14 protein-coding genes are annotated in these 13,638 nt (G+C 33.9%); 9 read left to right on the top strand and 5 right to left on the bottom strand.

Annotated elements, in window-relative coordinates; translation table 11 throughout:
* Positions 1 to 28 precede the first annotated feature (28 nt).
* Positions 29 to 415: a pyrophosphohydrolase domain-containing protein gene (locus BST91_RS04800; RefSeq protein ID WP_085774659.1), complete on the bottom strand. Its 387-nt coding sequence runs from the start codon at positions 413 to 415 to the stop codon at positions 29 to 31.
* A 338-nt stretch (positions 416 to 753) separates the two neighbouring features.
* On the opposite strand from BST91_RS04800, the gene BST91_RS04790 reads away from it, so the two are divergent.
* Genes BST91_RS04790 through BST91_RS04780 form a run of 3 tightly spaced genes read left to right on the top strand, consistent with a single transcriptional unit; the run spans position 754 to position 4,053 of the window.
* Positions 754 to 2,514: an ATP-binding protein gene (locus BST91_RS04790; protein ID WP_085774658.1), complete on the top strand. Its 1,761-nt coding sequence runs from the start codon at positions 754 to 756 to the stop codon at positions 2,512 to 2,514.
* Positions 2,514 to 3,137, top strand: a complete 624-nt coding sequence (locus BST91_RS04785) for a response regulator transcription factor (RefSeq protein ID WP_085774657.1) — start codon at positions 2,514 to 2,516, stop codon at positions 3,135 to 3,137. The genes BST91_RS04790 and BST91_RS04785 overlap by 1 nt, the downstream gene beginning before the upstream one ends.
* Positions 3,109 to 4,053, top strand: a complete 945-nt coding sequence (locus BST91_RS04780; RefSeq protein ID WP_169709758.1) for an alpha/beta hydrolase — start codon at positions 3,109 to 3,111, stop codon at positions 4,051 to 4,053. The genes BST91_RS04785 and BST91_RS04780 overlap by 29 nt, the downstream gene beginning before the upstream one ends.
* 49 nt (positions 4,054 to 4,102) lie before the next feature.
* Here BST91_RS04780 and BST91_RS04775 read toward each other — a convergent pair whose 3' ends face one another.
* Together BST91_RS04775 and BST91_RS04770 are read right to left on the bottom strand one after the other, a co-directional pair.
* A complete protein-coding gene (locus BST91_RS04775) occupies positions 4,103 to 5,209 on the bottom strand; it encodes an OmpA family protein (protein WP_042278724.1) in 1,107 nt (368 codons plus the stop codon).
* Positions 5,210 to 5,346: 137 nt separating this feature from the next.
* Entirely contained in the window at positions 5,347 to 6,366 is a 1,020-nt protein-coding gene (locus BST91_RS04770) for a threonine aldolase family protein (RefSeq protein WP_085774655.1), read from the bottom strand.
* Positions 6,367 to 6,514: 148 nt separating this feature from the next.
* On the opposite strand from BST91_RS04770, the gene prfB reads away from it, so the two are divergent.
* From prfB to BST91_RS04750, 4 genes are all read left to right on the top strand, one after another.
* Positions 6,515 to 7,621 carry a peptide chain release factor 2 gene (gene prfB / locus BST91_RS04765; protein WP_085774654.1) on the top strand — a complete coding sequence of 369 codons (1,107 nt, stop codon included), beginning with the start codon at positions 6,515 to 6,517 and terminating at the stop codon, positions 7,619 to 7,621.
* 83 nt (positions 7,622 to 7,704) lie between these two features.
* On the top strand, positions 7,705 to 10,149 hold the full coding sequence (locus tag BST91_RS04760; RefSeq protein WP_085774653.1) for an outer membrane beta-barrel family protein: 2,445 nt from the start codon (positions 7,705 to 7,707) through the stop codon (positions 10,147 to 10,149).
* Between the two features lie 76 nt (positions 10,150 to 10,225).
* The gene (locus BST91_RS04755) at positions 10,226 to 10,714 is read left to right on the top strand and encodes a hypothetical protein (protein WP_085774652.1); all 489 of its coding nucleotides are present in this window, start codon (positions 10,226 to 10,228) and stop codon (positions 10,712 to 10,714) included.
* Positions 10,715 to 10,823: 109 nt separating this feature from the next.
* The gene (locus tag BST91_RS04750) at positions 10,824 to 11,105 is read left to right on the top strand and encodes a hypothetical protein (RefSeq protein ID WP_157546893.1); all 282 of its coding nucleotides are present in this window, start codon (positions 10,824 to 10,826) and stop codon (positions 11,103 to 11,105) included.
* Positions 11,106 to 11,119: 14 nt separating this feature from the next.
* Here the strand turns inward: BST91_RS04750 and BST91_RS04745 are convergent, their stop codons facing one another.
* Positions 11,120 to 11,332, bottom strand: coding sequence for a VF530 family protein (locus BST91_RS04745; protein WP_042278719.1), 213 nt, complete (start codon positions 11,330 to 11,332; stop codon positions 11,120 to 11,122).
* 23 nt (positions 11,333 to 11,355) lie between these two features.
* A complete protein-coding gene (locus tag BST91_RS04740) occupies positions 11,356 to 11,856 on the bottom strand; it encodes a SixA phosphatase family protein (RefSeq protein ID WP_085774650.1) in 501 nt (166 codons plus the stop codon).
* A gap of 77 nt (positions 11,857 to 11,933) precedes the next feature.
* Between BST91_RS04740 and BST91_RS04735 the strand changes: the two genes are divergently transcribed.
* Together BST91_RS04735 and BST91_RS04730 are read left to right on the top strand one after the other, a co-directional pair.
* Positions 11,934 to 13,145 carry a bifunctional alpha/beta hydrolase/OsmC family protein gene (locus BST91_RS04735; RefSeq protein WP_085774649.1) on the top strand — a complete coding sequence of 404 codons (1,212 nt, stop codon included), beginning with the start codon at positions 11,934 to 11,936 and terminating at the stop codon, positions 13,143 to 13,145.
* Positions 13,146 to 13,148: 3 nt separating this feature from the next.
* Positions 13,149 to 13,637: a YdeI/OmpD-associated family protein gene (locus BST91_RS04730; protein WP_042278715.1), complete on the top strand. Its 489-nt coding sequence runs from the start codon at positions 13,149 to 13,151 to the stop codon at positions 13,635 to 13,637.
* Position 13,638 lies beyond the last annotated feature (1 nt).

The raw sequence follows: 13,638 nt of genomic DNA, 5'->3' as shown, positions 1-13,638 counted from the left end.
TTATTATTTATAAGGCGCTTTTTTTATTCTACTTTAAAAACTGTTTAATATTTGGTTTGAAATAATTAGGTCCTTTTAATACTTTACCATCTTCTCTATAAATAGGTTTTCCATCAGCACCCAGTTTTGACATATTAGAACTTTGGATTTCATCAAAGACATTAGTGATTATATCTTGCATACCGTGTTCTATAATAGTTCCACAAAGTATGTACAACATATCTCCTAGTGCATCTGCTACTTCAACTACGTCATTATTTTGAGCCGCTTCAAGGTACTCTTCATTTTCTTCTTTCATAAGTTCATACCTTAGTTTAATTCTCCTGCTAGAAATATCGGCGATTGGTGAATTTTTGATTCCTAGTCCAAATGAATCATGAAATTTATATACGCTTTCTAATTGTTTTTCATTTATTAGTTTTTAGGATTGTAAATTTGAAAAAATACTTCAGATGTACCCAATATTATTACAAAAAGATCCTATGTTCTCTACCGGACAATTAATTTTTGCACTTCTTTTTTTTATTGCATTTGTGATTATAATAAGTATTATGTACAGGAAGGATAAAAAACTACACAAAAAAATTATCGTGGTGTATTTTGGGTATTGATAGGGTTTATAGGATTTTTTGTGTTACTCCTATTAATAAAATACGGTCTTAAATAAGACTTGTAAATCTATCTTCTTGATAATTTTACTGTAAAAAATAGCTGCTTAATAACTTGTATATTTGTAATACAACTATCCATCAAATGCGCAATTTTATTACTTCAATTTTATTCCTTACAATTTCGTTTTGGACTTATTCTCAAGAAATCCCATTAGATAGTATAATAAGCTATATAGATCAAGGAAAAGCTGTAAATGTTGAGCAACAATTGAAGTTAAGAGACTTTGAGAAATTAAATGATTCTTCCAAGGTAAAATTTCTTTTAATCAAAGGAATGGTGTTTTTTCAAGAGGATAAATTTGTTGAATCTTATAAAGCGTTATTAAAAGCAAAAGAATATAAGGAAAATGTTTCCTTAAGAAATATCTATACTGTAAATCATTACCTTCAAAAAGTTGCCAATACGGTTTCAGAATTTAGTACTAGTGCTGAAGCTCTTGACGAAGAAAACTGTAAGATTGCCTACGAATTAAATCAACCTAAATTAATTATAGATTGTATTTACAATCAATGCTATAAAAGCATTGTAAAAGAAGACTTTATTGATGCTCTTCAATTAAGTTATCAAATGAAAAGTATAGCGGTAAAAGCGAAATTAGAAAGAGAGAAAATTAATATTGAAAATATTATAGGTACCATTCATTATTACAATAATGATTTTGACTCAACTCTTTTTTACTTTAAAAAGAATATAGAATACTACGAGAAAGCTAAGGATTCATTCGCAATGCTTGAACGGTATAATAATATGGCAAAAGTTCAACTTGAACTTGAAAGAAACGCTGAAGCACTTAAGTCCATCAATATTTCTGAACTTTATTTAAAAAACTACAAAAATGTAGGAATGGACGCTCTTATTAAAAGAAACAAAGCTGATATTTTATATGCTAATAAGAAATATAAAGAAGCTGCTGAATACTATCAAAGTTATTTAATTTTAAAAGACTCTGTTGGAGAAGAAAGTCAAGCAGGTACCATTGCAGATTTACAAACCAAATACGCAACAGCAGAAAAGGAAAAGGAAAATGCTTTACTAAAAGCAGGTAAATTAAAAGCTGAAAATAGTCTTTATGTACTTTCTATAGTTTTAGGAATCATAATAGCAGGAGCTGGATTTTTTATACTTTATGCTTATAAACAAAAGAAAGTATTAGAAGCAAGAGAACTTGCTGAAAAAGAGAAGGCGGAAAAATTACGTAAAGATCAAGAACTTGCGAGTATTGACGCCATGATTGCTGGTCAAGAACAAGAGCGCAAAAAAATAGCATCAGATTTACACGATGATTTAGGGAGCTCACTCACCACAGTAAAAATGTATATTGAATCGGTTCAATCAAACGTTAAAGAAGAAAGCGCGCAAACCTTACTTACCAATGCCTTGAATATCATAGGTGAAACCTACTCTAAGGTAAGAACGATTTCCCATACCCAAAATAGTCGTGTTTTAGGTGAATCTGGACTGGTAGATACGTTAGAAGATCTTTGCGACAAAATTAATCAAGCAGGACAAACCAATGTCGAAGTAGTGAGTAATGAACTATCTACTCCTATATCTAATTCTAAGGAATTGAACCTGTTTAGAATTATTCAAGAATTACTAAATAATATTATTAAGCACGCAAAGGCTAATAATGCCTCAATAAATATAACAAGCTATCAAGATAAATTAGATCTTATCATTGAAGACGATGGAATAGGGTTTAATTACGACCCTAATTATAAAACAGATGGAATAGGTCTACACAGCATAGCTCGTAAAATTGAGAACATGAATGGTTCGTTTGAAGTTGACAGTGCACCAGGAAAAGGTAGTACTATAATGATAGAAATACCCCTTAAATAATGATTCATATTGCAATTGCAGAAGATCATGTTTCCCTAAGCGATGGTCTCAAATTATTTTTAGAACAAGATAACGACATCAAGGTAATGTTCACAGTTCCTAGTGGCAAGGAAATGCTTTTAAAACTTGAACGCATGAGGCCTGAAGTAATTCTAACAGACATAAGCATGCCAGAAATGAATGGTGTTGAACTGTGTCAACGAATTAAAAAAGAATACCCAAGAACAAAAGTTCTCGCCCTAAGTATGTTTGAAAATGAAGGTGCAGTTAGAGATATGATTGACGCTGGAGTTGACGGCTACATGCTTAAAAGCAGTCCACTTACCGAGTTAAAAAAAGCAATTTTTACAATAGCAGATGGTAAAAATTACTATGATAACGAACTTAAATTCAATATCAAGGATTTGAAGTTATTCTCCTCACGTAAACAGTTGTTATCTCGTAGTGAAAAGGAAATTCTTAAGCTGGTAGCACAAGGTAAAACCAACCAAGAAATTGCCGACTTCAGAGGTACTGCTGTAAGTACGATCATTAAACATCGTAAAAATATGATGCAAAAATTAGATCTCCATGGTAAAGGTGAATTACTTCAATATGCAATTCAGGAGCACGGCCATTATTAGTGGTTCCCTTCTTGTACTTCTTATAAGTTGCGTTAATAATCCTTCACCATCAAATACCTATGAAAGTAAGCAACTAACACCTCATTATGAGAATATCAGAACAAGCAGCGATACACTAGTAACCATTCCCAAATTTAATTCCAAATTCGTTTCTGATAGGAGAATTGAAATATTACTTCCAGCTCAGTATCCTAAAAAAGAAACTTTGTATAAAGTGTTGTATATCCAAGATGGTGAACACCTTTTTCAAAATGATACTATTTCATTTAATAAATCCCTAAATTTTAGAAATCAAATTAGATCTCTACAAGCTACTAATTCCATCTCACCAACTATCGTAGTGGCAATTTGGAGTTCTGGTAACAAAAGATTTAATGAATATATGCCTGAGCAACCTAAGTCTCTTCTAAATTCCGCTTTCGCGAAAGCAGAATTAAAAAAACAAACAGGATATAATGAATTATACAGTGATGAATATTTAGATTTTTTAGTAAACGAGTTAAGCCCTTTTATTATCAAGAATTTTCAAGTTTCATCTAATAAAGAGGACTCTGTCATCATGGGAAATGAAATGGGCGCTTTACTCAGTTTGTATGCAGCAATTAAGCATCCTGATATTTTTGGCAATGCTGCTTGCTTTGAACCCTATTGGAATGTTCCGATTTTAGGAGACGCGTTTGTTGAAACATTACCAAAATCTATTCCTAGCCCATCATCAAGCAAGTTCTATTTTGATCACAATTCATTAAAGACCGATAGCCATTACAAAAGCAATCATACTAGAGTCCTTAAGGAGTTTAAGCAAAAAGGATATTCTGGTGATAATCTCCTTTCGATTGAATATAAAAACTTCATAGAGGATTCTGTAAATTGGAAAAGAAGAATGGAAATCCCTTTAAAATTTTTATTAAAATAAAAAAAGCCTGACTACAAAGTCAGGCTTTTTAATGTATTAAGGTTTAATCTTAGTTATTGATTAAACGGAATTCAGTACGACGGTTTGCTCTGTGCTCACGCTCAGTACAAGATACACCATCTGCACATCTGTTCTTTAATCTTGACTCACCATATCCATTTGCTACAATACGAGAAGCGTTGATACCTTTTGAGATAAGGTAATTAGCAACTGCTTGTGCACGTCTTTCAGATAAAGCCTGGTTAGAAGTTTTAGAACCTCTAGAGTCAGTGTGAGAAGCGATCTCTACTTTTGATCCTGGAGTATTGTTAAGAGTAGAAAGCAATTTAGCATCGATTTCAGCTTTATCAGCATCAGTTAATGTAGCACTTCCTAATCTCCAGTTGATTTGAAGACCATTATACTCTACAAGCTTACAGTCAACCTCACTCCATACAGTAAGACCACCTTTTTGCTTTAATACTTCTCTTGTAATTGTTTTAGAAGTAGATGGTACTGTTTCTTCAGTTGTAGAAGCATCAGACTTAAGGATTGTCTTTGTGATATTTGCATATTCTGCAGGAATTTCAATTTCCTCTACTCTAGCTGGTTGATCAACCACACGTACAGTATAAGTTCCCATTTGCTCTGGTACAGCTGTTCTATTAAAAGAAGCGTCGTTTGTAAGAGTAGTTACAGATACAGTTTGGTATTCTGCTGGGTAACCTTTATAACACCAGTAACGACAATCATCTGGATTAGAAGATGTACATTCTGCTGGTGGTACTGAACTCATTTCCCACTGTGCATATGCAGGTTTGATCTCGATAGTCTCTGTTGACTTTCCAAAACTAGCTGGAACAATTGAGATGGTAGAACCTGCTTGCTTCTTAACATAAGATCTAGTCTCAGTTTTATAAGTTGCAGGTATCACACGTAATTTTTTTGAAGCTTCTTTTACAAGAACACGTTCTGTAACAGTTTCATAAGTAGCAGGAACAACTCGTAACTTCTTATAAGCAGGAGTCGACTGGATACTAACTTCTTCGTTTTCGTAAACATCTGGCGTGGTACAACGTACATAACACTTACCTGGCTCTGGATTTGTAGGAAGATCCTGAGCGGTAACTGCTGTTACGGCCGCCATTGCTACTACTGATAGTAATAATTTTTTCATTTTGATTGAAATTTGATAATTAAATAATGAGATACAAAAGTCCCATTTACAGGTTATTATAACATAAATTTAAGAATAAAAAAACTTTACATTAGTTAAAAGACAAAAATTATCGGTGAAATACACGATATTTAAGATTAACTAATTGAATTAAATTCAATCAAATTGTTAATTACTTCACGATGTTGTAAAGAATCGTAGTCATAATGAGTAACAAATCTCATTTTACCTTCACCCATGTTACTAATTATCATTTTTTTTGCATTACAAAATGTCATAAATTCATTTTGATCTTTTACTTCAAAAATGATGATATTAGTTTCTACAGGCTCAACTTTTTTAACAAATGACATTTTTTGTAAGACATCTTTAAGCTCTTGCGCTTTATGATGATCTTCTTTTAATCGATCGATATGATTTTCAACAGCATATAATCCAGCAGCACACATATAACCTATTTGTCTCATACCACCGCCTAACACCTTGCGCACTCGCATTGCATTTTTCATCAATGAAGATTTACCACAAAGTACCGTGCCCATAGGTGCGCCCAATCCTTTACTTAAACAAACAGATATAGTATCAAATAATTGGCCATATTCTTTAGGGTCTTGACCAGTAGCAACTAGAGCATTCCACAATCTTGCCCCATCAAGATGAAGACCTAACCCATGTTTATTGCAAACTTCTTTAATTTCTTTAATGTTATTTAAATCATAACAAGCACCACCGCCTTTATTAGTTGTATTTTCAAGAGTTACTAAGGTCGTAAGAGGACTATGATAAAAATCAGGAGGATTAATTGCTGCTTCTACTTGTGAAGCGGTGATCTTTCCTCTATCACCATCCAATAACTTACAACTTACTCCACTATTAAAGGAAACGCCACCACCTTCATAATGATAAACATGTGCATACTTATCGCATATAAGCTGCTCGCCAGGTTGCGTGTGTAATTTGATTGCAGCTTGGTTTGCCATACTACCAGTAGGAAAATACAATGCCTCGTCCATACCAAACATTTCGGCAATGCGGTTTTCTAATTTTATTGCCGTAGGGTCTTCTTTGTATACATCATCACCTACATCGGCATTCATCATAGCTTCTAGCATTCCTTTTGTAGGTTTGGTAACGGTATCACTACGTAAATCTATCATGTTCTATTTATTACATTAAAAATGTAAAGATACTAAGTGGGATTACGCTTTCGCGAAAGCGAATACTAAAAACACTATCATTTATATATTGTGGATAATAGTACCCTTAATATTTAAAATTTTATTTTTGCGAGTCCAATAAATTTTTATGGTAACTACAGAACAGATTAAAGATCTTGAGAATCGTGTAAAAGATCTAAAATCCTACTTACAAATTGAAGCAAAGCAAATCGAGATCACAAATCTTGAAGAGAAAACCTTTTCTCCAGACTTTTGGAACAATCCGAAAGAGGCTGAAGTTATTATGAAACAGTTACGTAATAAAAAACAATGGACCACAGATTATAAACGAGCGGTTACACTAGTAGAAGATCTGGAAGTATTGTATGAATTTTTTAAGGAGGACGATGCAACCGAACAAGATGTTCAACAAAAGTTTGATGAAGCAACCTCATTAGTTGAAAATCTTGAGTTTAAAAATATGTTATCCAATGAAGGTGATGACATGAGTGCAGTACTTCAAATAACTGCTGGTGCTGGTGGAACAGAATCTTGTGATTGGGCAGAGATGCTCATGCGCATGTATATGATGTGGGCAGAAAAACATGGTTTCAAGGTTAAGGAGTTAAATTTTCAAGCTGGTGATGTTGCTGGTGTAAAAACAGTTACTCTTGAAATTGATGGTGATTATAGCTTTGGATGGTTAAAAGGAGAAAATGGCGTTCATAGATTAGTACGCATATCTCCTTTTGATAGTAATGCAAAACGACATACTTCATTTGTATCAGTTTATGTATATCCACTGGCTGATGACTCTATCGAAATAGATATTAATCCTGCTGATATTTCTTGGGATTTTGCAAGAAGTAGCGGTGCCGGTGGTCAAAATGTAAACAAGGTAGAAACCAAAGCCATTCTAACTCACCATCCTACTGGAATTGTTATTCACAATTCTGAAACTCGTTCACAGTTAGAAAATCGAGAAAAAGCCATGCAAATGCTGAAATCACAGCTTTTTGAAATTGAATTACAAAAACGTAATGCTGCCAGAGATGAAATTGAAGCTGGTAAAATGAAAATTGAATGGGGTTCTCAAATACGTAATTATGTTTTACATCCTTATAAACTGGTAAAGGATGTACGAACTAATGAAGAAACAGGAAATACCGATGCAGTACTTAATGGTGATATTGATGCTTTTTTAAAAGCTTTTCTAATGAGCCAAGGTCAGGAGAAACCTAGTGACGAATTATAAATAATTTGATATTCCTTTAACCTAAGTTTAGGCTTTAGTCAACTTATCGTGATATACATTGCACAAAAGTTGTAAACCTAAAAATGAAAAAGACCTTAACGTTATTAATGATCTTGATAGGATCATTTGCGATTGCTCAAAAACAAGAAGTAAAATATACTATAAAAGGAACTCTTGTCGACCTTAACACTAAAGCTCCATTGGAATTTGCTACCATATCTTTCATAAGCAATGATCCAAATGTTCCTGCTCAAGGTGGTGTTACAGATCTAGATGGTAACTATGAATTTAAAGTAAGTCCAGGTACCTATACCGTAAAATGGGATTACATTACCTTCAAAACGATAGAGAAGCAAAATGTTGTCATTAAAAATGACAAAGATTTTGGCACCATGGAAATGGTGGTAGATGTGGCACAATTGGATGCTGCAGTGGTAATTGCCGAAAAAACAACCGTAGACATACGACTAGACAAAAAGATTTATAATATAGGTAGTGACCTTACTGTAAGAGGAGGTTCTGCTAGTGATGTATTAGATAATGTACCTAGTGTAAGTGTAGACGTAGAAGGAAATGTCGCTTTACGTGGTAATGAAAACGTAACCATTTTTATAGATGGTAGGCCTAGTGCTCTAGTCGGTTTAAATGGCGCCGAAGCATTAAGACAAATTCCAGCAGAGGCTATCGAAAAAATTGAGGTAATCACCTCGCCTAGTGCTAGATACGATGCAGAAGGTACCGCTGGTATTTTAAACATTATCTTAAGAAAAAAATCATTGGAAGGTTTCAATGGAAATTTACAATTAGAATCAGGTGTTCCAGAACGATTAGGAGTTTCTTTTAATGGAAATTATCGCACTGGCGACTGGAACTTTTTCACAAATACCGGATGGCGCTATAGAACAACTCCAGGAAATGCTAGCTCTAGTACAGAATTCTTTTCTCCTGATGCTGCCAACAGGTTTGTGGATGAACGTAGAGATTTCGATAGACTAGGACGTAATTTCTTTACCAGTTTAGGAGCTCGATATGATATAAATGACAACAGTAATATTGTTGCAAACTTTGTTTATCGCTATGGTAATGATGACGATGTAACTACTAATACCATAGATAGATTTGATATTAATAGAAATTTGAATGAGGCTACACTGCGACGAGAAATGGAAGGTGAAAATGAGGATGATTATCAGTTCACACTAGATTATTTAAATGATCTTGATGAGGATGGTCAAAAGCTTTCTATAAGTTTTCAATACGGTGGCGAAATTGAAGAGGAAATCGCTAACATTATAGAACAAGAAACTACTACAAGTACGATTAATGATGTTGAATTTCAAGATCAAGAAACAAAAGAACAAAACGCTTTATTACAAATAGATTATGAGCTTCCAATTGGTGAAAACACCAATTTTGAGGCTGGTTATAGAGGAAACTATAGGGATATTACGACTTCTTTATTTTTTGCTGAAAGACTAGACTTTACTACGCCAGATTCTCCCTTAGTGCCAGATCCAGGTTTAAATAATACATTCCAATATGAGGAATTAGTTAATGCCTTTTACTCACAATACGGGCATAAATGGACTAAATTTTCATTACTAGCTGGGTTGCGATATGAAATAACAGATGTTGATATTTTTCAAGAAACAACTAATGTAACTTCAGAAAAAAATTACGGAAGCCTATTCCCTACTTTAAACTTAGGTTACGAGTTTAGAGATGGTGAGAATATAACTTTGGGATATAACCGAAGAGTAAGACGACCTAGAGGAAGATTTTTAAACCCATTTCCTAGTCGTAGTAGCGAGTCAAATATCTTCCAAGGTAATGTAGATCTTGATCCTAGTTTTGCAAATAGTTTAGAACTTACCTACCTAAGAAAATGGAATAAAGTTACATTGAGTACAGCTGTCTATTTTAATCGTAGTGAAGACAATTGGGAATTTATTCAAGAAGAAACTGGAGAGCTTACAGACAATGGAGATCCTATAATTAGAAGAACTCCTGTAAACCTTTCTACTCAAGATCGATTAGGATACGAACTCACTCTAACGTACAGACCATTTAAATGGTGGACCATTAATTCTGATTTTAATGTATTCAATGTTGAGACAGATGGAGATTTCAACGGACAAAGTTTTGATTTTAATAACACCACATATTTTGCCAGATTGAATCAAAAATTCACATTACCTGGAAAAATAGACCTTCAAAATAGAATTAACTATCGTGGAGCAAGTGAAAATGCTCAAGGAACTAACGATGGTATTGTAACTATAAACCTTGCTGCAAGTACAGACATTTGGGATGAAAGAGCCTCTATTACAGCTAGCGTAAGTGATTTATTAAACAGTCGTCGTAGACAAGGAACTGTTACTACTCCAAATTTTATTTCAGAAAGTGAATTCCAATGGCGTGAGCGTCAATTTATTGTCACCTTTGTTTACAGATTTAATGAACAAAAAAGACGTGATCGTAATAACTTCAACAACGATGGCGGTGATGATATAGAGTTTGAAGGTTAACAATACATTTAAGAATATTAACTTTTTATATCCATAAATAAATTGATTTAATAAGATTTTTGTTAAAACAATAAACATGAAAAGAATATTTTTATTTTTTGGATTACTAGTAAGTGGTCTAATTTGTGCACAAGAAATCTCAAACAATGCTATAGGAATTAGAGCTGGTGATGGCGATGGTTTTGGTACTGAAATATCCTATCAACGTTACTTAGGAGGAAACAACCGTTTAGAAATTGATTTGGGTATTGAATCAGGAAACAATTTTGATGGATTCAAGGCTAGTGGTATTTACCACTGGGTTTGGAATATTGATGGCGGTTTTAATTGGTACGCAGGACCAGGTGCAGGAATTGCATTTATAGATCTTGATGATGATTTTCCAGGACGTGATCGCTTTGACGATAGTGAAACCTCATTATTTGTAGGTGGACAGGTAGGAATTGAATATAACTTTGATATTCCTCTTATACTTTCATTAGATGTAAGACCAGAATTTTATTTTGGTGATTTTAGGGATGGAAATGATTTTGATGTTGCGTTAGGTATTCGCTATCAGTTTTAAACTGTACTTCAATAAAAAACTCAAACCTCAGGATTTTATTCTGAGGTTTTTTTATACCTATCAAAGTAACAATTAAAGCTTAAAAGCTACATATAACAAAACTCACGTTATGAAACATAGTTCCTTTTCTGCAATGCAGCTGTCTTTAAAAAATAACAAACGTGAGAGAAAATCAAGATTTGATAATTCACCTTTAGGCAAGACTAAATCAAAGCTGAACGCTAAAATAGCAACTAAACCAATTGATAAAAAAGACCTTAATGAAATAGCTTCTAGAATAAGAAGTCAGAACAATTATATCCTTATTAAAGGTATTCTATTTTTTATAATAATAGCAGCTATAATAAGCGCCTTTGTGATCTTTTTAATCCATACGTTTAATACACATTAAACATTTAATCAATTCTAGTGAAAAGTATCTAAATAGAGTTGCTCCACCTTTTCACGAGCCCATGGTGTGCGCCTTAAGAACTTCAAACTAGATTTAATCGACGGGTTTGTATTAAAGCAATTAATGCGTATTAAACCACCTAGCTCGTACCAGCCATAATGATTTACTAGTTTTTCTAGAATATCTGCTAGTTTAACACCATGTAAGGGATTATTAGGTTGCTCCATAAGTTATTCAATAAAATCCATGGCTAGCTTTTGTGCCCTCGATTTACCGTTATTATCGATTTGTACTTTAAAAAATGATCGTAATCTTTCTCGTCTAATTCCTTATAAATACTATCTGATTGTAAGTCATTGGTATACGAATTTATAGTGTTGCTATGGCCATATAACACAACAGTCTCTCCTTTGTATTTATTTAATAAGCTATCACCATTCAAAGATCTTACATCATAAATTTCTATGGGTAGTTTCTTTGATTTAGCTAGTGGTGCTGCAGTCTGTCTAGTTCTCTTAAAATCACTGGATAATATTCTATCAACATCTTTTAAAAAGAAATAGTTCACCCATTGATTTGCTCTTGAAATACCGCTCGGTGTAAGTTCTGGATCATTACCTTGATCCTTGACTTTTTCAGCGTGCCTAATAAAATAAAAAGTAGTTAACTTATTATCTTCTTGCTTACTAGTGTTACCACAAGAACTCATAATAATCATAATAACAATCACCCAAAGAGATTTCAATTTCATAATTTCAAGTCTTTTTCCGTTCACAATATTACGTTAAGTTTTTAAGCCTGTAATAGAAAGTTGGTATTTTTAAAGATATGAAAGCTACTACCATAACTTTTGATAGTCCTACTGGATACAAACTCACTGGGATAGTCGAATTACCCAGTTCTCAAAAACCCCATAATTTTGTAATATTTGCTCACTGTTTTACGTGTAGTAAGGATCTTACTCCGGTGCGTATTATTTCGAGAGAACTAACCTCACAAGGATTTGGTGTGTTACGATTTGATTTTACCGGTCTAGGAGCTTCTCACGGTGATTTTGCTGATACGACATTTTCCAGTAATGTTGACGACTTACTGGCTGCCGTAGAGTATTTAGAAGAGCACTATCAAGCGCCTTCACTTCTTATTGGACATAGTTTGGGTGGCGCAGCTGCGATTTTTGCTTCCGCGAAAGCGAACTCTATAAAAGCTGTAGCAACTATAGGTACTCCTAGTGATGTTAAACATGTGAAGCATTTATTTGCTGATAAAGTGGAAGAAATTGAATCAAAAGGAAATGCAAAAGTTCAATTAGCAGGAAGAGAATTTACAATATCCAGCGATTTTGTAAAGAGTCTCAATGAAAATCATCTCACTCAGGTACTACAAAATTTACGCAAACCTGTGCTCATCATGCACAGCCCGCAGGACGATTATGTAAGTATTAAACATGCAGAAAAATTATATGTCAATGCCTGGCATCCTAAAAGCTTCATTAGTCTAGACAGTGCTCACCATCTACTCATGAACAAAAAAGATAGCAGTTATACAGGAAGAGTAATCGCAGCATGGGCCTTGCGATATCTAAACATTCCTGAAAAACAATCACTCAAATCCGAACATGAAATTGTTGCAAGTTTAAAAGCTGGTGACGACTACACTACTTCTATTAAGGCAGGCGATCACTACATCACAGCAGACGAACCTTTGAGTGTAGGTGGCAATAACTTTGGGCCAACACCTTATGAACTAGTATCATCAGGTCTTGCTGCATGTACGGTGATGACTTTGCACATGTATGCTAGGCGCAAGCAATGGCCACTAGATCATGTTGAATGTCATGTTTCATATAGTAAAGAACACGCAGCTGATTGTGAACACTGTGAGGAAAATTCTGCCAAGATTGACACCTTTAAAAGAGGTATTAAAATCACTGGGGACTTAGATGAAAAACAAATTGACCGTTTGTTACAAATTGCAGATAAATGTCCCGTACATCGTACCTTGCACAGTGAGACACAAGTAATCACAAATAGATTATAATAGATGGTTTTTGAATTTGAAGCAACTCTAGGAACAGATGGCTTTATGGGAGCTATCCTAATTCCTGAGGACATTGCCGATCAATTAGCAGTAGATAAAATAAAACGCGTAGTTGCAACCATTACTTCCAATAATAAGGAGTTAAAATTACATGCTGGCGTTTCAAAAAAGCATGGGACTGTGTACCTCATGTTTTCCAAAGCAAATCGTAAATTACTCGATGTTGATCAAGGAGACACGGTTAAGGTAAAAATGCAAGAAGACACTAGCAAATATCAAGCTCCCATGACCGAAGAGCTGGAAGCCGTACTATTGAGTGATTTTGAGGCTTATGAAATATTTGAAACACTTACACCTGGTAAACAACGCAACATAATTTTTATGGTTTACAATGCAAAAGGAGAACAAAAAAGGGTGGATATTGCTTTAAACGCTATGGAAAATTTAAAAATAGGAAATCGAGATCCTTATAAATTTGAAAAGTTAATCTAAA

Origin of the sequence: Nonlabens tegetincola (genome assembly GCF_002117085.1) — a bacterium.
GTDB lineage: Bacteria > Bacteroidota > Bacteroidia > Flavobacteriales > Flavobacteriaceae > Nonlabens > Nonlabens tegetincola.
The sequence above is the reverse complement of the archived record's forward strand: the minus strand, read 5'-3'. Positions and strand labels throughout refer to the sequence as shown.

Bases quoted from the DNA above. Each gene is read 5' to 3' on its own strand.
- BST91_RS04750 (WP_157546893.1), top strand. From the start codon at position 10,824: ATGAAACATAGTTCCTTTTCTGCAATGCAGCTGTCTTTAAAAAATAAC.
- BST91_RS04745 (WP_042278719.1), bottom strand. From the start codon at position 11,332: ATGGAGCAACCTAATAATCCCTTACATGGTGTTAAACTAGCAGATATT.
- prfB (WP_085774654.1), top strand. From the start codon at position 6,515: ATGGTAACTACAGAACAGATTAAAGATCTTGAGAATCGTGTAAAAGAT.
- BST91_RS04780 (WP_169709758.1), top strand. From the start codon at position 3,109: ATGCAATTCAGGAGCACGGCCATTATTAGTGGTTCCCTTCTTGTACTT.
- BST91_RS04785 (WP_085774657.1), top strand. From the start codon at position 2,514: ATGATTCATATTGCAATTGCAGAAGATCATGTTTCCCTAAGCGATGGT.
- BST91_RS04760 (WP_085774653.1), top strand. From the start codon at position 7,705: ATGAAAAAGACCTTAACGTTATTAATGATCTTGATAGGATCATTTGCG.
- BST91_RS04735 (WP_085774649.1), top strand. From the start codon at position 11,934: ATGAAAGCTACTACCATAACTTTTGATAGTCCTACTGGATACAAACTC.
- BST91_RS04730 (WP_042278715.1), top strand. From the start codon at position 13,149: ATGGTTTTTGAATTTGAAGCAACTCTAGGAACAGATGGCTTTATGGGA.
- BST91_RS04790 (WP_085774658.1), top strand. From the start codon at position 754: ATGCGCAATTTTATTACTTCAATTTTATTCCTTACAATTTCGTTTTGG.
- BST91_RS04770 (WP_085774655.1), bottom strand. From the start codon at position 6,366: ATGATAGATTTACGTAGTGATACCGTTACCAAACCTACAAAAGGAATG.
- BST91_RS04740 (WP_085774650.1), bottom strand. From the start codon at position 11,856: ATGAAATTGAAATCTCTTTGGGTGATTGTTATTATGATTATTATGAGT.
- BST91_RS04775 (WP_042278724.1), bottom strand. From the start codon at position 5,209: ATGAAAAAATTATTACTATCAGTAGTAGCAATGGCGGCCGTAACAGCA.
- BST91_RS04755 (WP_085774652.1), top strand. From the start codon at position 10,226: ATGAAAAGAATATTTTTATTTTTTGGATTACTAGTAAGTGGTCTAATT.